The organism is Streptomyces broussonetiae, from assembly GCF_009796285.1.
Classification (GTDB): Bacteria; Actinomycetota; Actinomycetes; order Streptomycetales; family Streptomycetaceae; genus Streptomyces; species Streptomyces broussonetiae.
Genome location: NZ_CP047020.1, coordinates 5,283,870 through 5,310,742 on the forward strand (window position 1 = coordinate 5,283,870; position 26,873 = coordinate 5,310,742).

The window sequence follows — 26,873 nt, forward strand, 5'->3', positions numbered from 1 at the left end:
CCGGAGGGTGCCCGGGAAGCTCTGTTCAACGGGCGGGCGGGCGGCGCGTGCTGACGCGCCGCCCGCCCGCTTGCGTCTGTGGGCTCGCCCACGTGGTGAGCCTTCTCTCTCTTGGTGTAAAGAGTCACAAAGGGCGCTTTAGGGGGCGTACGGGATGTGGAGGGTGTGCGTTCGCCGTGTAGGGTCCGTGGGCCGAGAGCCAGGGAAGGGACCTATCCGGTGAACAAGAAGCTCGCGGCCGCACTGTCCGGCGGTGCGGTACTGGTGGTGGCGCTGACGGGATGCACCAGCAGCAGCAACGGCGGCAGCAAGGGGCCCGACCCCAAGCTGGTCGCCTGGGCCAAGACGGTGTGCGACCCGCTGCCCTCGCAGCAGGCGAAGATCTCGGGTGCCAACGACGCGCTCAAGGCGGTTGCCCAGGACGGCCCGCCGAAGGACGTCCAGAAGACGGACTCCCAGGCCTTCCAGGACCTGGCCGACGCATTCAAGGCGCGTGCCGCCACCCTGAGCAGCGCCGGGGCGCCTCCGGGCGTCGACGGCGGCGTGGCGAAGCAGCAGGACGCCGTCAAGAAGCTCACGGCCCTGTCCGCGGCCTACGCCGATCTGAAGAAGCAGGTGGACGGGCTCGACACCAAGGACCAGACGAAGTTCGCCGCCGGTCTGGGCGACCTCTCGCAGCGGATGAAGGCGGTGTCGGGGCAGTACGACAGCGCGATCACCTCCCTGCAGAACCTCGAGAAGGGTGACGTCAACCAGGCCGTGGCCAAGCAGGCGGGCTGCACGAAGGCCTCCGCGTCCTCCGCCTCGCCGTCCGCCGGCAAGGGCTGAGGCACCCGCCGCGGGCCACAATGGGGGGCGTGACTGACTCCGGACTCGCTTCCCTGCCCGCTTCCGACCGGCCCGACGTCGCCGCACGCCTGCGGGACGCGCTGCTGGCCGCCTCCTTCACCGCCGACGGGCTGCTCGAGCTGCTCGGTGCCCCCGCGTACGCGGCGCTGGCCCGCAGCGAGACCGTGCCCGCCCTGCGGGCGACCCGCGGCGACACGCCGCTGGAGACGCTCGTACGGCTGTTCCTGCTCCAGCAACCGGTGCCCCACGCGCGCGTGGCGGCCGTTCTGCCGGTCGAGGAGGCCGTGGACGCCGGGTGGCTCACGCGTGTGAGCGGCGACGAGGTGGCCGCGACCGTGGACGTACGGCCCTACGGCGGACCGGACGGCGAGGACTGGTTCATCGTCTCCGACCTGGGCTGCGCGGTGGGCGGCGCGGGCGGCAGCGGGCAGCAGGGCCGGCAGGCGGACACGGCTGTCGTCCTGGGCGTCGGCGGCGCCTCCACGACCCTCGCCGGCATCACCGTCCGTACGCCGGTCGCCTCCGCCCTGGACCTCGGCACCGGATCCGGGATCCAGGCGCTGCACGCCGCCCAGCACGCCACGCGCGTGACGGCGACCGACCTCAACCCGCGCGCGCTGCACATCACCGCGCTCACGCTGGCGCTGTCCGGCGCACGGGTGGCCGATCTGCGCGAGGGCTCGCTCTTCGAACCGGTCCGGGACGAGGAGACGTTCGACCTGATCGTGTCCAACCCGCCGTTCGTCATCTCTCCCGGTGCCCGGCTGACGTACCGGGACGGCGGGATGAGCGGGGACGATCTGTGCCGCTCGCTCGTTCAGCAGGCGGGGGAACGGCTGAACGAGGGCGGGTTCGCGCAGTTCCTCGCCAACTGGCAGCACGTGGCAGGGGAGGACTGGCAGGACAGGCTCAGGTCGTGGGTGCCGCGCGGGTGCGATGCCTGGATCGTGCAGCGCGAGGTGCAGGACATCACGCAGTACGCCGAGCTGTGGCTGAGGGACGCCGGGGACCATCGCGGGAATCCGGCGGAATACCAGGCTCGTTACGACGCCTGGCTCGACGAGTTCGAGGCGCGCAAGGTCAAGGCGGTCGGCTTCGGCTGGATCACCCTGCGCCGGACGGGTTCCGCCGAGCCCGTCGTCACCGTGGAGGAGTGGCCGCATCCGGTCGAGCAGCCGCTCGGGGACACGATCCTGGCGCACTTCGAGCGCATCGACTATCTGCGCGGGCACGACGACGCGGCGCTGCTCGAAGGGCACTTCAGGCTGACCGCCGAGGTGGTCCAGGAGCAGGTCGGCCTGCCCGGCGCCGAGGATCCGGAGCACGTGGTGCTGCGCCAGCACCGCGGGATGCGCCGGGCCACGAAGGTGGACACGGTCGGTGCCGGATTCGCGGGCGTCTGCGACGGCACGCTGAGCGCGGGCCGCATCCTGGACGCCATCGCCCAGCTCATGGGCGAGGACCCGGTGCGGCTCCGTGACCGCACGCCCGCGCAGATCCGGCTGCTGGTGGAGCAGGGGTTCCTGGAGCCGGCGGGCTGAGCCGAGGGCCGGGGCGCCGCTCGGCGCCGTGCCGTGCGGGGCCGGGCTGTGCGTGCCGCGGTGCGTGCCGGGCGGTGCGTGCCGCGGTGCGTGCCGGGCCGTGCCGGGCAGGTGTCGTACGCCGCGTGCTCGTGCCGTCGTAGACGTGGTCGGATCGTGTTCCTCGTCGCGCCGGGATCATCGTCGTATGCCGGTGGCACGGGACCGGATGCGGCTGCCGCGGGTCGCGGGACGCGCCGCGGTCGGCAAAAAGGCCGGAAAAGTATGGGTGACGGGGGCACCCCGGCCGATGTCGATCGTATGTTCGAAGTGGTGTCGACCCTCCGTTCACCCCGATGTCGCCCGTCCGTATCCCGCGCGTGCCACCCTCCCCGCGCTGGGCAGAGCCGGACGGCGCGGAAAGGGTGCACGGGCATGGAGAGCGGGCCGGCGATCTTCGCGGGAATGGTGTTCTCCCTGTTCGGAGGCGCTTTGCTGGTCTGGACGGGCACCCGCCTGCGGCGCCGGGAGCCGGTGGCCCACGGTGTGAACCAAGTCGCATCGGCCACCCTCGCGACCGTGGCCGGGACGGTCGCGCTGGCCCTCGGTGTGTACTGCCTGACCCGCCTCTGACGTCGGCGGCTGCGCCGCGGCGGGCATACCGTGGGAGTAAGGGGAGCGTCACGCTCCGGACAGGGGCCGCCGGGCTGCCGGGGACTCCGGGCGGCAGGAATGGCGGTAGTCGGGTTACCGTTCGAGTGGCCGTTGTGGGCTTTTCCCGTTTGACACGGGGGCGGGATGTAGCGTCACACTCCGCAGCGTCACACGTGCCAGCAGTACGCCGCGACCCCGGGACGAAGGCCCTGGGGAGGCCCCAGCGTCGACCGGAGAGAAGAGCGAAGTTGTCCCCGACCAGCGAGACCGCACACGGCGGCCGCCGACTCGTCATCGTCGAGTCGCCTGCCAAGGCGAAGACGATCAAGGGCTATCTCGGCCCCGGCTACGTCGTCGAAGCGAGTGTCGGGCACATCCGCGACCTCCCCAACGGCGCCGCGGAGGTGCCCGAGAAGTACACCGGCGAGGTCCGCCGCCTCGGTGTGGACGTCGACCATGACTTCCAGCCGATCTATGTGGTGAACGCCGACAAGAAGGCACAGGTCAAGAAGCTCAAGGACCTGCTGAAGGACTCCGACGAGCTGTTCCTCGCCACCGATGAGGACCGGGAGGGCGAGGCGATCGCCTGGCACCTCCAGGAGGTCCTCAAGCCCAAGATCCCCGTCAAGCGGATGGTCTTCCACGAGATCACCAAGGACGCGATCCGCGAGGCCGTCGCCAACCCGCGCCAGCTCAACCAGAAGCTGGTCGACGCCCAGGAGACCCGCCGCATCCTCGACCGCCTCTACGGCTACGAGGTATCGCCGGTGCTCTGGAAGAAGGTCATGCCGCGGCTGTCGGCCGGCCGTGTCCAGTCGGTCGCGACCCGTCTCGTCGTCGAGCGGGAACGCGAGCGCATCGCGTTTCGTTCTGCCGAGTACTGGGACCTGACGGGCACCTTCGCGACCGGCCGCGCGGGGGATTCCTCGGACCCGTCGTCGCTGGTCGCCCGCCTGCAGACCGTCGACGGCAGGAGGATCGCGCAGGGCCGCGACTTCGACTCCCTGGGTCGGCTCAAGGGCGAGAACACGCTCCACCTCGACGAGGCGACCGCCCGCGCCCTCGCCGCCGCCCTGGAGAACACCCGCTTCTCCGTGCGCTCCGTCGAGTCCAAGCCGTACCGCCGCTCGCCGTACGCCCCGTTCCGTACGACGACGCTGCAGCAGGAGGCGAGCCGCAAGCTCGGCTTCGGCGCCAAGGCGACGATGCAGGTCGCCCAGAAGCTGTACGAGAACGGCTACATCACCTACATGCGTACGGACTCCACGACGCTGAGCGACACGGCGATCGCGGCGGCCCGCGCGCAGGTCACGCAGCTCTACGGTGCCGACTACCTGCCGCCGCAGCCGCGTACGTACGCCGCCAAGGTCAAGAACGCGCAGGAGGCCCACGAGGCGATCCGCCCCTCGGGTGATCGTTTCCGCACTCCCGCCGAGACCGGCCTGACCGGCGACCAGTTCAAGCTCTACGAGCTGATCTGGAAGCGGACCGTCGCCTCCCAGATGAAGGACGCGACCGGCAACAGCGTGACCGTGAAGATCGGCGGCACCGCCGCCGACGGCCGGGACGTCGAGTTCAGCGCCTCCGGCAAGACGATCACCTTCCACGGCTTCCTGAAGGCCTACGTCGAGGGTGCCGACGACCCGAACGCCGAGCTGGACGACCGCGAGCGCCGGCTGCCGCAGGTCGCCGAGGGCGACGCGCTGTCCGCCGAGGAGATCACGGTCGACGGCCACGCCACCAAGCCCCCGGCCCGCTACACCGAGGCCTCCCTGGTCAAGGAGCTGGAAGAGCGCGAGATCGGCCGCCCGTCGACGTACGCGTCGATCATCGGCACGATCCTCGACCGGGGCTACGTCTTCAAGAAGGGCACGGCCCTGGTGCCGTCCTTCCTGTCCTTCGCTGTGGTGAACCTCCTGGAGAAGCACTTCGGGCGGCTCGTCGACTACGACTTCACCGCCAAGATGGAGGACGACCTCGACCGCATCGCGGCCGGCGAGGCACAGGCCGTGCCGTGGCTGAAGCGCTTCTACTTCGGTGAAGGCACGGGCCACGGCGGCGCGGCCGAGGCGGGCAACGGCGACGGGGACCACCTCGGCGGCCTCAAGGAGCTGGTGACCGACCTGGGCGCGATCGACGCGCGCGAGGTGTCCTCGTTCCCGGTGGGCAACGACATCGTGCTCCGCGTCGGCCGCTACGGCCCGTACATCGAGCGCGGCGAGAAGGACTCCGAGCAGCACCAGCGCGCGGACATCCCGGACGACCTGGCGCCGGACGAGCTGTCCGTCGAGCTGGCCGAGGAGCTGCTGGCCAAGCCCAGTGGCGACTTCGAGCTGGGCGCCGACCCGGTGACCGGCCACCAGATCGTCGCCAAGGACGGCCGCTACGGCCCGTACGTCACGGAGATCCTCCCCGAGGGCACGCCCAAGACCGGCAAGAACGCGGTCAAGCCGCGCACGGCCTCGCTCTTCAAGTCGATGTCGCTGGACACGGTGACGCTCGATGACGCGCTCAAGCTGATGTCGCTGCCGCGCGTTGTCGGCACCGATGCCGAGGGCCAGGAGATCACCGCGCAGAACGGCCGCTACGGCCCGTATCTGAAGAAGGGCACGGACTCGCGCTCGCTGCAGTCCGAGGACCAGCTCTTCACGATCACGCTGGAAGAGGCGCTGGCGATCTACGCCCAGCCCAAGCAGCGCGGTCGTGCGGCGGCCAAGCCGCCGCTGAAGGAGCTGGGCACCGACCCGGTCAGCGAGAAGCCGGTCGTGGTCAAGGACGGCCGCTTCGGTCCGTACGTCACCGACGGCGAGACCAACGCGACCCTCCGCTCCGGCGACAGCGTGGAGACCATCACCCCGGAGCGCGGCTTCGAGCTGCTCGCCGAGAAGCGTGCGAAGGGGCCCGCCAAGAAGACCGCGAAGAAGACGGTGGCCAAGAAGGCGGCCCCGGCGAAGAAGACCGCGGCCAAGAAGACGGCGGCGAAGAAGACGACCGCGGCCGCGAAGAAGACCACGGCGGCGAAGAAGACCACCGCCAAGAAGGCGACCGCCGCCAAGTCGACGGCATCGGGCACGGAGGACTGAGCCCGACCCACTGAGCACCTGTTCGGGTTCGCGAAGCGCACGCTCCGGTTTCACCGGGTACCGCTTCGGTCTCACTTGGGTACGCCCCGGCATCACTTTGGTGTCGGGGCGTGCGCATGCCAGGAGAGGCGGCGTGTGATGTCGGTGGCTGCCGATAGGCTGAACGCATGACGCGAGCCGAGCAGCCAACGGCCCCCACCGCAACCCCGGACGACGCCCTGGTCGCGGACTCCCGCGAGCGCGCTGTCCGCTCCCTGCTGCGCCGACCGGAGCTGCGGCGCCTGTGGAGCGCGCATCTGGTGAGCGGTGTCGGTGACGCCCTCGCCCTCCTCGTCCTGGTCGTCCTCGTCCTGCAGGCGGCGATCGTCCAGGGCGTGTTCGGCGGTGGTTACCGGGGCGTGGCATTCGCAGTGGCGACCGTTTTCGCCGCGCGTGTCCTCGCCACGCTGCTCTTCGGCGCCGTTCTGCTCGGCCCGCTGACGGCGCTGACCGGCCAGGAGGGCCCCCTCGACCGGCGCTGGACCATGGTCGGCGCCGACGCCGTGCGTGCCCTCCTGCTGATCGTGGCGCCCCTGTGGATCGACTGGACGCCGGACAACGCACTGGCCGTCCTGCTCGTCACCGCCTTCGTCACCGGCGTCGCCGAGCGGCTGTGGACGGTGTGCCGGGAGAGCGCGGCCCCCGCCCTGCTGCCCGGCCCGCCCCCGGAAGGCGCCACCGTACGGCCGTTGCCGGACCACATGGACGCCCTGCGCCGCCTGTCGCTGCGCACCGGCTTCCTGGCCGTGCCGCTGGCCGCCGCCGCCCTGGTCGTCGCCGGGCTGCTCAACAACCTGCTGGGCACGGGCGTGGTCTGGTTCGACCAGCATCACGCGGCCCTCGGGTCGTACGTGGCGGCGGGCCTGTTCGCCGCCTCGCTGTCCCTGCTGGCCTTCCTCGAGCTGCCCGACGTGCGCACCCCCCGCGCGCGCTCGCCGCTGGAGGGCCTGCGCCGCCCGCGCACCGGCACCGGCGTCGACAAGGGCCGTACGGGCGCGATCCCGCTGCTCGTCCCGGCCTGCGCCACCGTCGCGGGCGCCATCGCCGCCGCCGTCTCGGTCTGCGTGCTGCACGCCACCGACCTGGGCGGCGGCCCGGTCCTGTACGGCCTGCTGGTCCTCGGCCTGACCGGCGGCGTCGCCGTCGGCATCCGTACGGCCCCCGCGCTGCTGCCCTCGCTCTCGCGCCGCCGGCTCCTCGCCCTCGCGATCGCCTTCACCGGTATCGCGCTGCTGGCCGCCGGCCTGGTCCCGGACGTCACCACGGTGCTGCTGATCGTCACGATCGCCGGCGTCACCGCGGGCGTGGCCGCGAACACCGGCCACGCCCTGCTCGACCAGGAGACCGAGGACTTCCGCCGGGCGCGTGTCACCGAGCACCTGCACGCGGTGGTCCGGGTCTGCACAGCGCTCGGCGTCCTGATCGCGCCCGTGGTCGCCGGGCTCATCGGCCGGCACCGCCTGGAGAACGGCCGGTTCGTCTTCGCGCACGGCGGCGCCTCCTTCACGTTGATGCTGGTCGGCGCGCTGCTGCTGCCGGTGGCCGTGCTGGTGCTCGCCAAGGTCGACGACCGCGCCGGCATCCCGCTGCGCCAGGACCTCAAGGACGCGCTGCTCGGCGGCGACGACCCGCTCGAGGCACCGGCCGGGACCGGCTTCTTCATCGCCCTGGAGGGCGGCGACGGCGCCGGCAAGTCCACCCAGGCCGAGGCTCTCGCGGAGTGGATCCGGGCCAAGGGCCACGAGGTCGTGCTCACCCGCGAGCCCGGGGCCACCCCCGTCGGCAAGCGGCTGCGCTCGATTCTGCTGGACGTCTCCTCCGCGGGCCTGTCGCACCGCGCGGAGGCGCTGCTGTACGCCGCCGACCGCGCCGAGCACGTGGACACCGTCGTACGCCCCGCCCTGGAACGCGGCGCGGTCGTCATCTCCGACCGGTACATCGACTCGTCCGTCGCCTACCAGGGCGCCGGCCGCGACCTGTCCCCGACCGAGATCGCCCGCATAAACCGCTGGGCGACCAATGGGCTCGTCCCGCACCTCACCGTCCTGCTGGACGTCTCCCCGGAGACGGCCCGCGAGCGGTTCACCGAGGCGCCGGACCGCCTGGAGTCGGAGCCGGCCGAGTTCCACGCGCGCGTGCGGGCCGGTTTCCTCACCCTGGCCGCCTCCGACCCCGGGCGCTACCTGGTGGTGGACGCCGGTCAGGAGCCCGAGTCCGTCACCACGGTGATCCGGCACCGGCTCGACACCGTGCTGCCGCTGTCCGAGGCCGAGATCAAGGCCCGGGAGGAGGCGCGGAAGAAGGCCGAGGAGGAGGCACGGAAGAAGGCCGAGGAGGAGGCCGCCCGCAAGGCCGAGGAGGAGCGCCTGGAGCGCGAGCGCCAGGAGGAACTGGCCCGGCTGCGCGCCGAGGAGGAGGAGCGCAAGCGCCGGGAGCTGGAGGAGGCGCAGCGCCGCGAGGCCGAACGGCAGGCGGAGGAGGCCCGGCAGCGGGCCGAGGAGGCCGCCCGGCGCGCCGAGGAGGAGCGACAGCGGCTGCTCGCCGAGGAGAAGGCCCGCGCCGAGGAGGAGGCCCGCCGCAGGGTCGAGGAGGAGCGGCGCCGTAAGCAGGCGGAGGAGGAAGCCCGGCTGCGTGCCGAGGAGGAGGCGCGGCGCCTGGAGAAGCAGCGCAAGGCCGAGGAGGCGCTGCTGCGTGCCGAGGAGGCCCGCAGGCAGGCGGCCGAGGCCGCGGCGGCGGCCGACACGGCGGCCCGCAGGTCCAGCTCCCGGCTGCCGGCCGCGCCGGGTGTGGTGTCCGACGCGGTGACGGTGCCCACGCCGGTGGTGTCGCCGGAGCCGCGTGGCGCCGAGGAGACCGTTCCGACGCCGGTGGTGTCGCGCGGGCAGGACGAGCGGGCCGTGGAGAAGACGACAGTGCTGCGTCCGGTGCGCGAGGACGGCGCCGGGGCGGACGAGGCTGCGCAGTCAGGGCAGCCAGGGCAGTCAGGGCAGTCCGGGAAGGCCGGCAACGGCGCAGGGGCGTCCGAGTCCGGCTCCGGAGTCGGTTCCGACGCCGAGGTGACGGCCGAGCTGCCGCAGCCGCCGGCGGGCGCGGGCGCGGCGGACGAGACGGCGGTCCTGCCGCCGGTCTCCGCCGAGGAGACGGCCGTGCTGCCGCCCGTCCGGGGTGACGTGCCGCCCGCGCCGGGTGACACCGCGGCGGACCGGGTGCCGGCCGGGTTCTTCCGGGACGAGCGGCCCGCCGCGCGCTCCGAGGGCTCCGAGGACCGCACCCGCGAGATGCCCCAGCTCGACGCCGACGGCACACCGCGCCGCCGGCCGCGGCCCGACTGGGCCGAGGAGACCCCGCTGGACGACCTGCCGACGCTGGCGGACGAGCTGCTGGGGTCGTACGACGAGCGGGACCACGGCGACCACGACGAGGAGCAGGGCCGCAGGGGCCGGGGCCGACGGGGCTGACGGCGGATCCCCTCGGGGTAGGGCGAGGCAGGGGGCGGCGCGGGGCGCGGAACGCGACCGGCGCCGCCCTCGCCTTTTCCGGGTGGCCCCTGGGCAGGCGGCCGGACCGCGTTGTCAGTGCCCGCCCGCACAATGGACGAAGGAACGCGGAGTGTGACGGAAGGGCGGCGTGACCCATGACCGTATGGGACGACCTCGTCGGGCAGGAGAAGGTGAGCGCGGTGCTCGACGCCGCCGCGCGGGACGCCGACGCCCTCGTCACGGCCGTCGCGGCCGACCAGCCGCTGCCCGAGGCGTCGAAGATGACGCACGCCTGGCTGTTCACGGGCCCGCCCGGCGCGGGGCGCAACCAGGCGGCCAGGGCCTTCGCCGCGGCCCTGCAGTGCGTGAGCCCCGACCGCGCCCTCGGCGGCTCCCCCGGCTGCGGCTTCTGCGACGGCTGCCACACCGCGCTGCTCGGCACCCACGCGGACGTCACCACGGTCGCCGCGGTCGGCTCCGAGATCCTGGTCAAGGACATGCGGGACACGGTCCGCAAGTCGTTCACCGCCCCGGCGAACGGCCGCTGGCAGATCATCCTGGTCGAGGACGCCGAGCGGCTGAACGAGAAGTCGGCCAACGCCGTCCTGAAGGCGGTGGAAGAACCCGCTCCGCGCACCGTCTGGCTCCTGTGCGCCCCCTCGGTCGAGGACGTGCTGCCGACGATCCGCTCCCGCTGCCGCCACCTGAATCTGCGTACGCCGTCCGTCGACGCGGTCGCCGACATGCTCGTCCGCCGCGACGGCATCGAGCCGGAGGTCGCCGGAGCCGCCGCCCGGGCCACGCAGGGCCACGTCGACCGGGCCCGGCGGCTGGCCACCGACCCGTCGGCCCGCGAGCGCCGCGCCGCCGTACTGAAGCTGCCCCTGCGCCTCGACGAGGTCGGTGCCTGTCTCAGGGCAGCGCAGGAGCTGGTCGACGCGGCGGCCGAGGACGCCAAGCAGCTCGCCGAGGAGATGGACGGCAAGGAGGCGGAGGAGCTGAAGACGGCGCTGGGCGCCTCCCAGGGCGGTCGGCTGCCGCGCGGCACGGCGGGCGTGATGAAGGACCTCGAGGACATGCAGAAGCGCCGCAGAACCCGCACCCAGCGCGACAGCCTCGACATCGCCCTCGGCGACCTCACGGCCTTCTACCGCGACGTCCTCGCCCTCCAGCTGGGCTCACGCGTGGCGATCGCCAACGCCGACGCCGGGGACGCCCTGGAGCGGCTGGCCCGGGGCAGCACCCCGGAGTCCACCCTCCGCCGTATCGAGGCCATCGCCGCATGCCGCGAGGCCCTCGACCGCAACGTGGCCCCGCTGCTGGCGGTGGAGGCGATGACGATGGCGCTGCGGGAGGGGTGAGGGGTGTGCGGACGGCGCGGGGAGTGATGCGCCGGCCCCTGCGGGCGGGTGACGTGCGCCCCGAAGAGCCCCCCGACGGCGCGTGCGCAACCGTCCGAACGACCGTGCGTGCAACCGTTCGAACCACCGTGCGCGCCGTTGCCCGGGTCACTGTCCGGGTCGCCGCGCCCGCCGCCGTCCGAACGACCGTGGGTGCCACTGTCCGAACCGCCGCGCGCGCCGCCGTCCGATGCGTCGCCCACGCCACCGACCACGTCACCGCCCACACCGCCACTCCCACCACCGCCCGCAGCCGCGCGTGTCCCTCGTACGAGCTGATCTCTCGCACGCATCGCGCCCGATTGGTCGCACAGCGTTACGCTCGCCTGATGCACATCAGGCCCACCCCCGGCCGGACCCGGGGCACCCGCCCCCGGCCGACGGCCCGCCTCACCGTCGCCCTTCTCGGGGCCGCCGCCCTGCTCGTGTCCGCCTGTTCCCCCGGCAGCCCGACCGCCTCGGCCGGTGACACGACCCAGGCGGCGCTGGCCGCACTGCCGCGGGCGACGCCGTCGGCCCTGTCGTCGTACTACACCCAGCAACTGCACTGGCGCAGCTGCGGTTCCCCCGGCTTCCAGTGCGCGACCATGAAGGCCCCGCTGGACTACGGCACCCCCGGCGCGGGCGACGTGCGGCTGGCCGTCACCCGCAAGCAGGCCACCGGCAAGGGCAAGCCGATCGGCTCGCTGCTGATCAACCCGGGCGGTCCCGGCGGCTCGGCGATCGACTACGTGCAGAGCTACGCGGGCATCGGCTACCCGGCGGACGTCCGCGCGCGCTACGACATCGTCGGGATGGACCCGCGGGGCGTCGCCCGCAGCGAGCCCGTGGAGTGCCTCGACGGCCGCCGGATGGACCAGTACGCGCAGACGGACCTGACGCCCGACAACCAGCAGGAGCGCGACGCGCTGGTCGCGGCGGACAAGAAGTTCGACGAGAGCTGTGGGGCGCACTCGGCGCGGCTGCTGCGGTATGTCTCCACCGTCGAGGCGGCGCGGGACATGGACATCCTGCGGGCGGTGCTGGGTGATCCGAAACTGAACTACGTGGGAGCGTCGTACGGCACGTTCCTCGGCGCGACGTACGCGGGACTGTTCCCCGACCGGGTGGGCCGGATGGTCCTGGACGGCGCGATGGACCCCTCCATCGACGCCCGCACGCTGAACCTGGACCAGACGGCGGGCTTCGAGACGGCGTTCCAGGCGTTCTCGAAGGACTGCGTACGGCACTCCGACTGCCCGCTCGGCGGCAAGGGCACCACGCCCGCGCAGGTCGGCGACCACCTCAAGGCGTTCTTCCGCAAGCTGGACGCGCACCCCATCCCGACGGGCGACACCAACGGCCGCAAGCTCGACGAGGCGCTGGCCACGACCGGGGTGATCGCGGCGATGTACGACCAGGGGGAGTGGGAGCAGCTGCGCGAGGCGCTGACCTCGGCGATGAAGGAGAACGACGGCGCGAGCCTGCTCGCACTCTCCGACAGTTACTACGAACGGGACGCGAGCGGCCACTACAGCAACCTGATGATGGCCAATCCCGCCGTGAACTGCCTGGACCTGCCGCCCGCCTTCACCGGCCCCGACCAGGTGCAGCAGGCCCTGCCCGCCTTCGAGAAGGCGTCGCCGGTCTTCGGTGACACCCTGGCCTGGGCCGCGCTGAGCTGCGCGTACTGGCCGGTGAAGGCCACGGGTGTGCCGCACCGCATCGAGGCGAAGGGCGCGGCGCCGATCGTGGTGGTCGGCACCACCCGCGACCCGGCGACCCCCTACCGCTGGGCCGAGTCCCTGTCCCGTCAGCTTTCCTCCGGGCGCCTGCTGACCTACGTCGGCGACGGCCACACCGCCTACGGGCGCGGCAGTACCTGCATCGACACCGCGATCAACACCTACCTGCTCCACGGCACCCCGCCGACCACCGGAAAACGCTGCTCATAGCTGCTCATGGCCCCTGCAGCCCGCTCCGGAACCCGTGCTTCCGGGGCGTGGTCGGAGCGCCCGCGGAAACTGTGTAGACTTACCGACGTTGCCGATCGCACCATAGTGCGGACGGCGTGCCGCCTTAGCTCAGATGGCCAGAGCAACGCACTCGTAATGCGTAGGTCTCGGGTTCGAATCCCGAAGGCGGCTCCACTGGAACCCCAGGACGGAATGTATCCGACCTGGGGTTTTCTGTTGTCCGGGGTGCTGGCCGTGCGTCGGCGAGGGGGTGGATTCGTGCGTGTGTCCGTCCGCCCTGCTGGCTAGTCTTCGGACGTGACCACCGAGTTGACCCTGCTGCCCCGAGTCGCCTGTCGCGGACAGGAGGTCACGGCGCCCCGGCTGCGTGGGCTGCTGGCGTTGCTCGCCGAGGATCTGCGCTCCGGGTGCAGCACGGGCCGGCTGGTGGAGGGTCTGTGGCCGGATGCGTTGCCGGAGCGGCCGGGCAAGGCGGTGCAGGTCCTGGTGTCGCGGCTCAGGGCGCAGCTGGGCGCCACACTGATCGTGAGCACACCGACGGGGTACCGGCTCGCCCTGGACGAGGCGCAGGTCGACAGCTCGGCGCTGCTGTCGCACGAGGCCGCGAGCGCCGAGCGGGCACGGGCCGGGGGTCACGAAGGCGCCCTGGCGCGGGCCGAGGCGGGGCTGGCCCTGTGGGACGGCAGCCTGGGCGCAGGGCAGGGCGAGGAGCTGCACGATCCGGTGACGGCGCTGCGCGCCGCTCGGGTCCGGACGCTGCGTTCGCTGGCGCGGTCCCGGGCGCTCGCGCTGGCCCGGCTGGGGCGGAAGGAGGAGGCGGCGGCGCCGCTGGCGGAGCTGGCCGGTGAACTTCCGCGCGACGAGGAGGTGTTGGCGCAGCTGCTGCGCTGCGAGGTGGCAACGGCGGGCCGGGCCGCGGCGCTGACCCGGTACGACGCCTATCGGCGCGGGCTGCGCGACGATCTGGGCACGGATCCGGGGCCCCGACTCAGGGCTGTGTACCAGGAGTTGCTGCACGCGGACACGCCGCCCGTGCGCCACGGTGTCCCGCACGAGCCGAACCCCCTGCTGGGGCGGGACGCCGACATCGCCGCCGTTGCCGGGCTGCTGCGCGGCGCGCGGGTGGTCACCGTCACGGGCCCCGGTGGGCTGGGCAAGACGCGGCTCTCCCACGCGGTGAGCCGGACGGCCGAGCAGTCCTTGGTGCACTTCGTCACCCTGGCCGGTGTCACCGCCGACGAGGACGTGGCCGACGAGGTGGCCTCGGCGGTCGGCGCCGGGGACGGCCGGCAGTTCGCCGTCGGCGGGGACGGGGTGAGCGGCATCGTCGCCGCGCTGGGCCCCGGCCCCGCCCTGTTGGTGCTGGACAACTGCGAGCACGTTCTCGCCGGTGCGGCAGGTCTCGTACAGGCGCTGGTGTCGCGGTCCAGGGAGCTGCGGGTGCTGGCGACCAGCCGGGGGCCGCTGGGGCTGACCTCGGAGTCCGTGTACGCGCTGCCGGAGCTTTCCCTGACCACGTCGGTCCAGCTCTTCGAGCAGCGGGCGCAGGCCGCCCGGCCCGGCGTGGAGCTGCCAGCCGAGCGGGTGGCCGAGATCTGCCGGCACCTGGACGGGCTGCCGCTGGCCGTGGAGCTGGCCGCGGCCCGGGTGCGGGTGCTCTCCGTGGCCGACATCTCGCGGCGGCTGCAGGACCGTTTCGCGCTGCTGCGCGGTGGCGCACGGGACGCACCCGAGCGGCATCGCACACTGCGGGCCGTGGTCGAGTGGAGCTGGAACCTGCTGGAGGAGGACGGCCGGGCGGCGCTGCGTGCGCTGTCGGTCTTCCCCGGGGGCTTCACCGAGGACGCGGCGCAGTACGTGCTCGGCGAGACCGGGGACACGCTGAACCTGCTGGAGCAGCTGGCCGGGCAGTCCCTGATCAAGGTGGACGAGAGCCCCCTGGGTGTGCGCTTTCGCATGCTGGAGACGCTGCGCGAGTTCGGTGCCGACCGGCGGGCCGCGGCGGGCGAGGAGGAGACGGTGACCGACCGGTTCCTCGCCTGGGCGCGGGACCTCGGCCGCGCCCACCACGACCTGCTGTTCAGCCACGATCCGGGGCCCGCCTGGGCCCGCGTCCGCGCCGAGCAGGACAACCTCGTCCTTGCCCTGCGGCATGCGCTGGCCCGCGCGGACGGACCCGCCGTCGCAGCCGTCACCGCCGTACTGTCCTCCCTGTGGTCCACCGGCTCCAACTACGCCCGGCTGGCCTCGCTGGCCGCCGACACCGGGGGCCCCCTGTCCCACTTCCGGCCCGGCGCCGCCGAGGACGTGGAACCCGCCCGCAGCGCGGCGGCGGTGTGTGCGGCGAGCCTCTTCATGGGCCACGGCCCGCGCGCCGTACGCCAGTTGGTGACCCTGCGTCGGCTGCCGCCCGCCCCGCCGGACACTGTGCTGCGGGCCCTGTCCGTCGTGCTGTGCGCCGTACCGGAGATACGGGCGCCGCAGTTCGCCCGGCTCCAGCAGCTGTGCGAGGCCGACGAGCCGATGCTGGCGGGCATCGCCTCGGGGGTCGCCAGCTATGTCTGGGAGGCCGGGCACGACACGGAACGGGCGCTGGAGAGCGCCCGCCGGATGCTCGACGCGCTCGCCCCGCTGAACAACCCGGCCATGAACCTGCTCAGCCACGGCCGGATCAGCGAGCTGTGCCTGCAGTCCGAGCGGGGCGCGCAGGCGTACGACCATCTGCGCGCCGCACTGAGCGCGCTGGACGGGTTCAGCGACTGGTCGGACCTGATCGGTGTCCGCTGGGGGCTGGTGCTGGCCTGTCTGCACAAGGGCGAGATCGACGAGGCCGAGTACTGGCTGGGCCGCGCCGTCCTGGACCAGCCGGCGGATCCGGACCGGATCTTCAGCGAAGAGCTGCCGGCCAGGGCGGAGATCGCGCTGGCCCGGGGGCTGACCGAGGTCGGGCTGGGGCTGTGGCGCCGGGCGGTGGAGTGGACACGGGAGGCCAGTGCCCGGTACGCCGACGATCCCTTCGTGGACCCGTGGGTGCTTCAGGTGCAGGCGGCCGCCGTGGCCGCGCACGGGTTGCACGGCCGGCCGGACCCGGTCGCCGGGCTCACAGAGGAGTTGCGGGCGCGCCTGATCGGGCTGCTGTCCGGTGCCGCGGCCGACGGGTCGCCGGGCGACGGCTCACCGGTCGACGGGGCCCCGGTGGAGCTGCCGGTTTACGGCACGTTGTTGCTGGCGCTCGGACACGCCCGGCTGGCTCAGGGCGACCCGGCGGCCGTACGGCTGGTGGCGCTGGCCGAGCGGATGCCGGTGGCACGGGAGTTCCCGACCCTTTCCCTGCCCCGCTCCCGGGAAGCGGCCGAGAACGCCGACCGGGCGGCGTACGCCGACGCGAGGTCGAGGTACGCCGCCCTGGGGCGGGAGGAGTTGCGGGCCGCGGCGCTGCGCGAACTCACTGCCGCGGTTCACGGTTGAACCGCGCCTTGGACCACAGGTAGCCCACCAGGGTCAGCCCCAGGCACCAGCCGACGGCGAGCAGCACGTTCTTGGTACCGATGCCGCTGCCCAGCAGCAGCCCGCGCAGGGTCTCGATGGCGGGCGAGAACGGCTGGTACTCGGCGAACCAGCGGAAGCCCGACGGCATGGCGTCCACCGGCACGAACGCGCTGGACAGGAGCGGCAGCATCGTCAGCGGCATCCCGAGGTTGCTGGCTCCCTCGGCGTTGGGGCTCACCAGGCCGATGCCGACCGCGATCCAGGTCAGCGCGAGACTGACCAGAGCCATCAGCGCGGCCGCCGCGATCCACTCCACGGGCGTGGCGTCGGGCCGGAAGCCGATGGCCACCGCGATACCCAGGATCAGCGCCAGCGCCAGCATCGTCTGGATCACCGTGCCGACCACGTGGCCGATCAGCACGGACGCGCGGTTGATCGCCATGGTGCGGAACCGGGCGATGATGCCCTCGGTCATGTCGGTGGCCACGGACACCGCGGTGCCGAGCGCGGTCATGCCCACGGTCATGAGGAGGATGCCGGGGACGATGTAGGCGATGTAGTGGGAACGGTCCGCGTGGCCGCCGGCCATGCCCGCGCTCATCACGTTGCCGAAGACGTAGACGAACAGCAGGAGCAGCATCACCGGGGTGAGCAGGAGGTTCAGGGTGAGGGAGGGGTAGCGGCGGGCGTGCAGGAGGCTGCGCCGCAGCATGGTCAAGTTGTCGCGGAACGCGGAGTCGGCGGTGCTCATCGAACGGTCTCCTTGCCGACGGAACCGACGGAACCGACGGAACCGACGGAACCGGCGGAGTGGACGGGCTGGGTGGACGGGGCGGGCTGAGCGGACGGGGCGGGGACGGGGTCGCCGGTCAGGGCGAAGAACACGTCGTCCAGGTCCGGGGTGTGCACGGACAGTTCGTCGGCCTCGATGCCGGCGGCGTCGAGCCAGTCGAGGATGGCGCGCAGCTCGCGCTGGCTTCCGTCGCTGGGGATCTGGAGCGTGAGCGCCGCGTCGTCGCGGGTGGTCTCGCGCAGTGCGGTGGCCGCACGTTCGTAGGCGGCCGGGTCGGTGAAGCGGAGCCGGACGTGGCCGCCGGGGACGAGCCGCTTCAACTCCTCGGCGGTGCCTTCGGCGGCGATCCTGCCGCCGTTGAGCACGGCGATGCGGTCGGCGAGCTGGTCGGCCTCGTCCAGGTACTGGGTGGTGAGGAAGACGGTGACGCCGCCCGTGACCAGTTCGCGGATGATCTGCCACATGGTGTGGCGCGAGCGTGGGTCGAGGCCGGTGGTCGGCTCGTCGAGGAAGATGATCCGCGGGTTTCCGACCAGGGTCATGGCGATGTCGAGGCGGCGTTTCATGCCGCCGGAGTAGGTGGAGGCGGGCTTCTTCGCGGCGTCGGTGAGGTCGAAGCGTTCCAGCAGTTCGGCGGTGACCTGTCGTCCCTCGCGCCGGGAGAGGTGGTTCAGGTCGGCCATCAGGAGCATGTTCTCCTCGCCGGTGATCAGGCCGTCCACGGCGGAGAACTGCCCGGTGACCCCGATCGCGGCGCGCACGGCCCGGGCGTCGGTGGTGAGGTCGTGCCCGGCGATCCGCGCCGAGCCGCCGTCGGCGCGGATGAGGGTGGACAGGATGTTGACCGCCGTGGTCTTGCCCGCGCCGTTCGGCCCGAGCAGGGAGAAGATCGTGCCGGCGGGCACCTGGAAGTCGATGCCGTCGAGGACGGTCTTGTCCCCGTAGGACTTGCGCAGCCCGGTGGCCGCGATCGCGAGTTCGTGGTCCGTCGTCATGCCGCAGAGCGTGCGGCCGGGGCGGTGCACCGTGGTTTCAGCGTGGTTTCAGCCGCGCGGACAGGCCCGGCCGGTCCGGGATTTCGTCGTTCACGGGGGGCTCTGCCATGGTCTTCCGGGGGGCGCGGCGGGCCGCGGAGGGCTCGGCTCCGCAGGACACAGGGAAGGCACCGACAAAGGGGAGCAAAGGGGCGGCAAAGTGAATCCGCATCGGGTGAACCCGCGGAGCTGAGGCAACATCTTGGTGAACGGTGGGCGCCGCGCGGTCAGGGGTGTGGCGCGGCCGTCGGCCGGATGGGGTGAGGGACGTGGCGGAGCCGAGGATTGCCGTCGCCGTGGTGACCATGGGCAACCGGCCCGCCGAAGTCGACGCCCTGCTGGAGTCCGTGGCCAAGCAGGACCTCGCCCCCGCCCGCATCGTGATCGTGGGCAACGGCTGTCGGCTGCCCGAGTTCGGCCGGCGGCTCGCGCTGCCCGGCGAGGTCACCACCGTCGACGTCGAGGAGAACCTCGGATGCCCGGGCGGGCGGAACGTGGCCCTCGCCCGGCTGCGGGAGTTCGGGGACGTCGACGTCGTCGTGGAGCTGGACGACGACGGTCTGCTCGTCGAGGCCGATGTGCTGCGCCGGGTACGGGATCTGTACGCCGCCGATCCGCGCCTGGGCATCGTCGGGTTCCGTATCGCCGACGAGCACGGTGAGACCCAGCAGCGGCATGTGCCCCGGGTGGGGAAGTCGGATCCGATGCGCGGGGGCTATGTCACCGGCTTCCTCGGGGGCGGGCATGCCCTGCGCATGTCGATGCTGGCCGAGACCGGGGACTGGCCCGCCGAGTTCTTCTTCGCGCACGAGGAGACCGACCTGGCCTGGCGCGCCGCCGACGCCGGCTGGAAGATCCTCTACGCCCCCCAGCTGCTGCTCCGGCACCCCAGGACGTCACCGGCCCGGCATGCCATCTACTTCCGTGTCAACGCCCGCAACCGCGTCTGGCTGGTGCGCCGCCGGCTGCCGTTGCCGCTCGCCTTCGTGCACCTCGGGGTGTGGACGCTCCTCACCCTCGCCCGCATCCGCTCTCCTGCGGGACTCAAGGCGTGGTTCGCCGGGTTCGTGGAGGGGCTGAGGGAGCCGGCCGGCGAGCGGCGGCCCATGCGCTGGCGCACGGTGTGGCGACTCAGCCGGCTCGGGCGGCCACCGGTGATCTGAGCGCAGGCGCCGTCCGTCGAAGACCTGCGGAGCCCAAGGCTCCGCGGAGGGGACGGGACGGGGCCCCGGTCGTTCACCTCCGCCGACCGGGGCCCCCTGCGTCCCCGGATCCAGCCTGCGGCGACACTCCCCCGAGTTACGCGGCAAACGCGCGCACCGTTGGGCCGGATCCGATGGAATGATCACATCAGGATTCGCCAACGGATCGCTAACATGTGGCCAACGGTTCGGCGGTGGGTTGCGTTCCGGTTGGCCAGAACACATTGACGGTACCGGGGGGACGGTCGTCGAAAAGGCCGGTCCGGGGCTGATCCGGGGTCGGTCCGGCAGACGGAAGGTGGCGGGAATCCGCCCTGGACAGGGCGGATTTTCGCCAGAGGAACGGCGGGCGCACACCCGCCGCGGAGCACGGTCGGCACCGACCGCGCGGGAAGGCAGTGGAGCGGCGTGATGCGGCGGTGCGAGCTGCGGTTCGGACTGCTGGGGCCACCGGTCCTGTACGACCGACCGCCGTACGGTATGTCGTACGAGACCTCCGGGGACGGTTCCGGACCCGAGGTCCGCTCCGGCATCGCCGCCCCCGACCGGAGTCCCGGCGCAGGCCGCCTCGCCGAGTCCCCCGTCGACGACACCCCCGACAACGACGTCCGTGCCATCGGCAGTCCCAAAGTGCGTGCCCTGCTCGCCGCGTTGCTGCTGGAGGCGGGCCGGGTCGTGTCGGTCGAGTCGTTGAAGGACGCCCTGTGGGGCGGGGCCCCGCCCGTGTCGGCGCAGGCCTCCCTGCACAACCACGTCGCCCGGCTGCGCCGGCTGCTGGACGACCCCGAACGGCTCAGGGCCGTACCGCCGGGGTACGTGCTGCGCGTCGATCACGGCGAGCTGGACGTGCACGTCTTCGATGCCCGGGTCGCCGAGGCGCGGGCCGCGCACGCCCGGCGCGACTGGACGGGCGTCGTACGGGCGTGCACGGCCGGGCTCGCGCTCTGGCGCGGCACCCCGCTGAGCGGGCTCCCCGCCGACTTCGGCGGCTACGCCCTGGTGCAGCGTCTGGAGGAGGCACGGCTGCTTCTGCTGCAGTGGCGCTACGACGCCGAACTCTCCCTCGGCGGAGCACGGTTGGCCGCGCTCGTGCCGGAGCTGGCGGCGCTCGTCGCCGAGCATCCGCTGCGCGAGGCGTACCACCGTCAGCTCATGCTCGCCCTGCACCGCACCGGCCGTCAGGCCGAGGCTCTCGCGGTCCACCGTGATCTGCGTGCCCGCCTGATCGAGGAACTCGGCATCGAGCCCGGCTCGGCGGTCCGTGAGGCACATGTCGAGGTGCTGCGGGGCGGCGGCGAGGAGCGGCAGCGGGAGGATGCCGAGGAGGAGCCCCGCCAACTGCTGTGCGGCGACGGGCACCCGGTCGTCGGGGTGGAGCCGGACGAGGAGCGCGGGGACGGGCACGAGGAGGAACCGGCCGCGCGGCAGACTCCGCGCCCGGCCCAGCTGCCCGCTCCGCCGGCCTACTTCACCGGTCGGACCGACGCGCGCCACCGGCTGCGGCTCGCGCTCACCGAGCCGCCCGCACCGGCCCCGGCCGTCGCCGTGATCAGCGGCATGGCGGGCGTTGGCAAGAGCGCGCTCGCCCTCCATGTCGCACATGAGCTGCGGGAACGTTTCACTGACGGCCAGCTCTACGTCAACCTGCACGGCGCCACTCCAGGTATGGCCCCGCTGACCGCCACGCAGGCCCTTGCCGCGCTGCTCCGGGACCTGGGCGTCGAGCCTCGCAGCATCCCCGAACACCCCGACGCCGCCGCCGCGTTGCTCCGCTCGCTGCTCGCCCCGGCCCGCATCCTGATGGTGCTGGACGACGCGGCGAACGCGGCTCAGGTACGGCCCCTGCTGCCGGCCGGGCCCGGCTGCGCCGTGATCGTCACCAGCCGCTCGCCGCTGACCGTCCTCGACGGCGCTCGGCGCTTTCCGCTCACCCCGCTGACCAGCGAGGACAGCGCGGCGCTGCTGCGTGCGGTGAGCGGGCGGGAGAGGCTGGACGGCGGTCATGCGCTGGTCGAGCTGACCGGACGGCTTCCGCTGGCGCTGCGCGTGGTCGCCGCCCGGCTCGCCGCCCGCCGCGCCCTCACACCCGAGGTGCTGGCCGGCCAACTGGCCGAGACCGGCGGCCGGTTGCATCACCTGGAGTACGACGACCTGAGCGTACGGCGGTCCCTGGCCGTCGCCCACGACGCGCTCGCCGCCGCCGAGCGCGAGGCCGACCGGGACGCGGCCCTCGCGCTGCGCCGCATCGGCGCGCTCGACCTGCCGACCTACGGCGCCCCGCTGATCGCCCGCCTCACCGGCACCGACGAGCGCCGCGCCGAGTCCGCCCTCGACCGCCTCGTCGACGTCGCCCTCCTGGAGGAAACGGCCTACGGCCGCTATGCCCCGCACGACCTGGTCCGCGACTTCGCCCGCGAACTGGCGGACAGGGAGCGGGGCGTGGCCCTGCCGGACACCGGGACGCAGCGGGAGGCGCCGAGCCCTGCCACCGGCCGAGCCGGCCTTGCCATCTCACCCGCGCAGGAGGAGGCCGCCCGGCCCGACTCCGATCTTGCCGCTCTGCGGTGGTACGCCGCCGTTGCCGAGCGGTTGCTCGTGGCCGTCGTGGAGCCCGGGCTCGATCAGGACGACCGGCGGCTGCCCACCTCCGCGCAGCCGCTGGAGCATGCCGCGGATGTGGCGGAGCTGCCGTTCTTCGGATCCGCCGAGGTGGCCTTCGGCTGGGGCGAGGTGGAGCTGGAGAACGTCGTCGCCCTGGTGGCGCGGAACGCGGACAGCGCCGATCCGCGCCGGACCGCGTATCTGTCCGTGCTGGTGCGGCTGCTCTTTCCCTACGTCCAGCGCAGTGGCCGGGTCGCCGAGATGGAGGTGCTCGGGCGGGCCGCGCTCCGGGCGGCGCTGCGGCTCGGGGACGCGGCGGCCGAGGCCTACGCGCTGGGCGACCTCGCGGGCCTGCACTTCCTGACCGGCCGGCAGAAGGACGCCCTCGCCCTCACCGACCAGTGCCTGGAGATCTGGCGGCGGCTCGGCAGGGCCTCCAGGATCCGGCGCTGCCTGAACAACCGCGGGCTGCTGCTGGAGGGGCTCGGGCGGTTCGCGGAGTCCGGGGAGGCGCTGCGGCAGAGCCTTGCGTACTCCCGGCAGTTGAACGACCCCTACGGCGAGGCCGTCACCCACAGCCACCTCGGCAACCTCTACGAGCACACCGATCCGCGGGCCGCCATCGAGCAGCACCGGCGCTCGCTGGCGATCGGGGACGCGATCGGCGCTGTCATCGTGCAGCACTCGGCGCACTGCAACACGGGCTACGCCCATCTCGCTCTCGGCGAACCGGCCGCCGCTGCCGAGCACTTCGAGGAGAGCCTGCGCATCCTCGGCGGCGCCGGTGACTGGCACGGGGAGTCGCAGACCCGGCTCGGCCTGGTCCGAGCGCTGCGCGAGCTGGGGGAGACGGAGCGGGCGGGCGGGGAGTGCGCCGAGCTGCTGGAGCGTGCGGATGCCCGTGCGGACCGTTACATCGGCGGTCTTGCCCGGCACCAGTACGGGCTGCTGCTGCGCGAGCGGGGGCGGCGGGCGGAGGCGTACGAGGCCTGGCGTGCGGCGCTCACGGCGCTGGACGACACGGACGAGGAGGCCGTGCTCGACGAACTGCGCACCCTGCTTGCCGAGGACCGGCCGGGGGGCCTGTGACCCGCGCTCACTTGGCGTCCGCATAGCACTCCACCACCGCCGTCGTGAACGGAAAGCGCACCGGTGTCTCGCCGAAGGTCAGCCGTCCGGCCAGCTCGGCCGAGGCACGGATGGCCGCCACGACCGTGTCGGCCTCCTCGGCGGGGCAGTGCACGATCACCTCGTCGTGCTGGAAGAAGACCAGCTCGGCCTTGAGGTCCGCGCAGGCCTGACGGAGTGCGGCGAGCATCAGCAGGGCCCAGTCGGCGGCGCTGCCCTGGACGACGAAGTTGCGCGTGAAGCGCCCCCGCGCGCGGGCGTTGGTGGAGGCGTAGCCGGGGACCCAGGCCTGGCCGTCCGCGGCGGCTGCCTCGCCGTCGTCCTCGCCGAGGGGGATGCCCGCCTCCTCCGCCGCGTCCTCACCCGACCCGGCGGCCGGCGGGCAGGTCCGGCCCAGCCAGGTGCGCACGAGCCGGCCCTCCTCGCCCGCGCGCGCGGCCTCGTCGACGTAGGCCACGGCCTTGGGGAAGCGGCGGCGCAGCGCGGCCAGGTTCTTCAGGCCGTCACCGGAGGTCTGGCCGTAGACCGCGCCGAGCACGGCGAGCTTGGCCTGGTCGCGGTCGCCGGAGAAGGCGCGGTCGGAGACCGACTGGTAGAGGTCGCTCTCGCGGCCGGCGACCTCCATCAGGCCGGGGTCGCGGGAGATCGCGGCGAGCACGCGGGGCTCCATCTGGTCGGCGTCGGCCACCACGAGCCGCCAGCCGGGGTCGGCGACCACGGCCCGGCGGATCACCTTGGGGATCTGCAGCCCGCCCCCGCCGTTGGTCACCCAGCGCCCGGTGACCGTGCCGCCGGCGAGGAACTCGGGGCGGAAGCGGCCGTCGCGCACCCAGTCCTGCAGCCAGGACCAGCCGTGCGCCACCCAGATGCGGTACAGCTTCTTGTACTCCAGCAGGGGTGCCACGGCCGGGTGGTCGACGGTCTGGATCTCCCAGCGGCGGGTCGAGCGCACCTTGATCCCCGCCCGGGCGAAGGCCTTGATCACGTCGGCCGGCAGGTCGGGGCGCACCCGGTGGCCGAAGGCGGCGGACACCTCGTCGGCCAGCTCGGCGAGGCGGCGCGGCTCTCCGCCGCCCGCGTACCGCTCGCCCAGCAGGCCGTGCAGCAGCTCGCGGTGGACCTCGGCGCTCCAGGGCAGGCCCGCGTGGTTCATCTCGGCGGCCACCAGCATCCCGGCCGACTCGGCGGCCGTCAGCAGCCGCATCCGGTCGGGGCGGGCGGTCCGCTCGTGCCGCCGCAGCTGCTCGGCGTAGACCGCGAGGAGGTCGGTCAGGGGCAGGTGGGTGCCGGTGGGCTCGAACAGCGGGGACTGGGCGCCCGGTTCGGCCGCACGCTGTGGTGCATCGGGCGGTACGGGGCCGCCCCGGAGGCGGGCCAGGGCGGCGGCGGCCGAACGCGGCTCGCCGTGCCGGCCCTCGTGGCCCAGCAGGAGTGTCTCGGCGTCCTCAATGTCGTAGCACCGCTCTACTCGCACCCCCGTGGCGAGCAGACGCGGGTAGACCTCGGGGGTGGACCGCCACACCCAGCGCGTCACCTCCGGGCGGCTCCGCACCGCCCCGGCGGGATCGCTCTCCCGCCGCACCGGCCCGGCGGGCAGCCCGTCCGGACCGAGGGGGGCGACGTCCACGCCACCGTCCTCGGCCGGGGCGAGCGCCCATCGGTCGGTCATGAGTGCGAGTGTGGCAGGTGGCACTGACAATCGCCGTGACCTGCGCTTTCAGCCCCGTCCGGGAGGTGTCGCTGCGGAGCGGCGGCCAGGCGCACCACGACCGGCCGCCTCAGGGCCGCATGTTCGCAGGCGGTCGCTCCGGAGTCGTTCTCCCGGTCCGGGGTGCGGTGGGCGACTACCGTGGTCCCGCAGGCCCGTCGGCGGGTTCGTCCACAGGCTGTGGACGAAGCTCGGCCCGCTGTCGGTGGGGCATGGCACGATCGAAGGCGTGACCAGCACTGCCAGCACCGTCGAGCGGGCCTTTCGGGCCGCGCTGTACGACGACACCGACACCGGCCTCGACACCGGCGCCTCCCTGCTCGCCGCCGACCCGGCCGCGGACGCCGAACTCGTGCGCCGCGGTGAGGAGTTCGTCGCTGCGGCCTGGCAGCGCGGCTGGCAGCCCGCCGACGTCGTACGGCTGGTGCGGCGCGAACTGGGGGACGAGCACATACACCTGGCCGCCGCGCTGATCCGGGCGCAGGCCGGGCGGGACCGCCCGCGCGGGCGCCGCTGGACCGCCCAGCTGACGGACCTGCCCGCGGCCCCCGCGCGCGAGGCCGACCGTTTTTCGCAGTCCACCACCGCCCTGGAGCTGTACCGCCTGCTGCTGCGCCTGCCCGCTCTGGAGCCGCTGGAGGAGGAGCCGCGCCGCGCCGCCGGTCCGGCCGCCTCCCGCATGCTCGGCCGGATCCGCGCGCTGCTCGCCAAGGCCGAGGCGACCGGGTATCCGCAGGAGGCGGAGGCGCTCAGCGCCAAGGCGCAGGAGCTGATGGCCCGGCACAGTGTCGACGAGGCGCTGCTCGCCGCCGAGGCCCCCGCCCCCGACGCGCCCGGGGCCTGCCGGATCGGGGTCGAGCCGCCGTACGAGCAGGCCAAGGCGGTCCTGCTCGACGCCGTGGCGGGCGCGAACCACTGCCGTGCGGTGTGGAACGAACCGCTGGCCTTCTCCACGGTCGTCGGCTTCGAGGCGGACCTGGAGGCGGTCGAGCTGCTCTACACCTCGCTGCTCGTGCAGGCCACGCACGCGATGACCAGGGCGGAGGCCGAGCAGAGAGCAGGCGGACGCAAGCGGACCAAGACCTTCCGGCAGTCGTTCCTCGCGGCCTACGCCCACCGCGTGGGCGACCGGCTCGCGGCGGTCGCCGAGGCCCAGGTCGGCCAGGATCTGCTGCCGGTCCTGGTCACCAGGGAGACGGCCGTCACCGGCCGGCTCGAGCGGATGTTCCCCGAGACCACCACGACCCGGCTGCGCGGGGTGAGCGACGCGGCCGGGTGGACGGAGGGCGCGCGGGCGGCGGACCGGGCGCAGGTCCGCTCCCGCCCACGGCTCGGGTGAGCCTCGGCGGCGTACCTCAGTCGCCGACCTGCTGGAAGGCGCTCACCGAGGCGTTCGGGCCGCTGCCCTGGCCGGCGACGGGGCCGTAGGACCAGGGGAAGCTGCGCGAGGCGGTGGTGCCGGGCAGGGTGATCTTCACCGTCTTCGCGTCCAGGCTGGTCCTGTCGCCCGCCTTGCCGCGCACATAGCTGATGGTGAAGGTGGCCGAGTCGCCCTTGTTGAGCTTGAGCTTCTGGGCCGTGGCGCCCTTGAGCACGGGCACCTTGGCCTCGGTGCCGCCGGCGCCGAGCGCCACGCCGGCGAACTGGTCCAGGGTGCAGGGGGCGCTCTGGTTGGTGAGGCTGACGGGGATCTCGCCCGTGTCGCCGGCCCCCGGGGCCACGCTCGCCGACCCGATCTGCACGGAGACCCCGCCGATCTCGCAGGCCGAGCTGTTCTTGCTGCCCTCGCTCTTGCTCCCGCCGCCGTTGCAAGCGGTCAGCAGCAGGGCGGCGGCGAGGGCGGTGACGGTGAGCGGAATGGCGCGCATGAGCAGGTCCCATCGAGGTTGTGACGGTGCCCCTGCATCATGGCGCCTGCGCTGCCACCCCGTTCGCGCAC

15 protein-coding genes and 1 tRNA gene are annotated in these 26,873 nt (G+C 73.3%); 12 read left to right on the top strand and 4 right to left on the bottom strand.

The genetic code is table 11. The features are described 5' to 3' along the window. Nucleotides 1-219 precede the first annotated feature (219 nt). The 9 genes from GQF42_RS24485 (at nt 220) to GQF42_RS24525 (ending at nt 16,447) form a co-directional block, all read left to right on the top strand. Nucleotides 220-828 (top strand): small secreted protein, encoded by a 609-nt coding sequence (locus tag GQF42_RS24485; protein WP_158923276.1) that lies wholly within the window; start codon nt 220-222, stop codon nt 826-828. A 20-nt stretch (nt 829-848) separates the two neighbouring features. Beyond that, nucleotides 849-2,390 (top strand): DUF7059 domain-containing protein, encoded by a 1,542-nt coding sequence (locus GQF42_RS24490; protein WP_199272777.1) that lies wholly within the window; start codon nt 849-851, stop codon nt 2,388-2,390. Nucleotides 2,391-2,804: 414 nt separating this feature from the next. Continuing rightward, nucleotides 2,805-3,002 carry a hypothetical protein gene (locus GQF42_RS24495; protein ID WP_158923280.1) on the top strand — a complete coding sequence of 66 codons (198 nt, stop codon included), beginning with the start codon at nt 2,805-2,807 and terminating at the stop codon, nt 3,000-3,002. A gap of 269 nt (nt 3,003-3,271) precedes the next feature. Then, entirely contained in the window at nt 3,272-6,106 is a 2,835-nt protein-coding gene (gene topA / locus GQF42_RS24500; protein ID WP_158923282.1) for a type I DNA topoisomerase, read from the top strand. A 167-nt stretch (nt 6,107-6,273) separates the two neighbouring features. Next, nucleotides 6,274-9,603 carry a dTMP kinase gene (gene tmk / locus GQF42_RS24505; protein WP_158923284.1) on the top strand — a complete coding sequence of 1,110 codons (3,330 nt, stop codon included), beginning with the start codon at nt 6,274-6,276 and terminating at the stop codon, nt 9,601-9,603. A gap of 176 nt (nt 9,604-9,779) precedes the next feature. After that, entirely contained in the window at nt 9,780-10,985 is a 1,206-nt protein-coding gene (locus tag GQF42_RS24510; RefSeq protein ID WP_158923286.1) for a DNA polymerase III subunit delta', read from the top strand. Nucleotides 10,986-11,353: 368 nt separating this feature from the next. Further along, complete coding sequence (locus GQF42_RS24515; protein ID WP_158923288.1) at nt 11,354-12,958, top strand: alpha/beta hydrolase; 1,605 nt, start codon at nt 11,354-11,356, stop codon at nt 12,956-12,958. Between the two features lie 118 nt (nt 12,959-13,076). Continuing rightward, a tRNA-Thr gene (locus tag GQF42_RS24520) sits at nt 13,077-13,153 on the top strand. 123 nt (nt 13,154-13,276) lie between these two features. Further along, complete coding sequence (locus GQF42_RS24525) at nt 13,277-16,447, top strand: ATP-binding protein (protein ID WP_158923290.1); 3,171 nt, start codon at nt 13,277-13,279, stop codon at nt 16,445-16,447. Here the strand turns inward: GQF42_RS24525 and GQF42_RS24530 are convergent. Then, complete coding sequence (locus tag GQF42_RS24530; RefSeq protein WP_158923292.1) at nt 16,425-17,219, bottom strand: ABC transporter permease; 795 nt, start codon at nt 17,217-17,219, stop codon at nt 16,425-16,427. The genes GQF42_RS24525 and GQF42_RS24530 overlap by 23 nt on opposite strands. After that, nucleotides 17,216-18,256, bottom strand: a complete 1,041-nt coding sequence (locus GQF42_RS24535; protein ID WP_233273450.1) for an ATP-binding cassette domain-containing protein — start codon at nt 18,254-18,256, stop codon at nt 17,216-17,218. The genes GQF42_RS24530 and GQF42_RS24535 overlap by 4 nt, the downstream gene beginning before the upstream one ends. Before the next feature lie 308 nt (nt 18,257-18,564). Here GQF42_RS24535 and GQF42_RS24540 point away from each other — a divergent pair, with 308 nt between their 5' ends. Both GQF42_RS24540 and GQF42_RS24545 read left to right on the top strand, forming a co-directional pair. Further along, entirely contained in the window at nt 18,565-19,458 is an 894-nt protein-coding gene (locus GQF42_RS24540; RefSeq protein ID WP_158923294.1) for a glycosyltransferase family 2 protein, read from the top strand. A gap of 450 nt (nt 19,459-19,908) precedes the next feature. After that, complete coding sequence (locus GQF42_RS24545; protein ID WP_158923296.1) at nt 19,909-23,187, top strand: AfsR/SARP family transcriptional regulator; 3,279 nt, start codon at nt 19,909-19,911, stop codon at nt 23,185-23,187. Between the two features lie 7 nt (nt 23,188-23,194). Here GQF42_RS24545 and GQF42_RS24550 read toward each other — a convergent pair whose 3' ends face one another. Next, nucleotides 23,195-24,895: a bifunctional 3'-5' exonuclease/DNA polymerase gene (locus GQF42_RS24550; RefSeq protein WP_158923298.1), complete on the bottom strand. Its 1,701-nt coding sequence runs from the start codon at nt 24,893-24,895 to the stop codon at nt 23,195-23,197. 268 nt (nt 24,896-25,163) lie between these two features. On the opposite strand from GQF42_RS24550, the gene GQF42_RS24555 reads away from it, so the two are divergent. Continuing rightward, nucleotides 25,164-26,273: a DUF2786 domain-containing protein gene (locus tag GQF42_RS24555; RefSeq protein WP_199272778.1), complete on the top strand. Its 1,110-nt coding sequence runs from the start codon at nt 25,164-25,166 to the stop codon at nt 26,271-26,273. A gap of 16 nt (nt 26,274-26,289) precedes the next feature. Here the strand turns inward: GQF42_RS24555 and GQF42_RS24560 are convergent, their stop codons facing one another. After that, a complete protein-coding gene (locus tag GQF42_RS24560) occupies nt 26,290-26,802 on the bottom strand; it encodes a DUF4232 domain-containing protein (RefSeq protein ID WP_158923300.1) in 513 nt (170 codons plus the stop codon). Between the last annotated feature and the right edge of the window lie 71 nt (nt 26,803-26,873).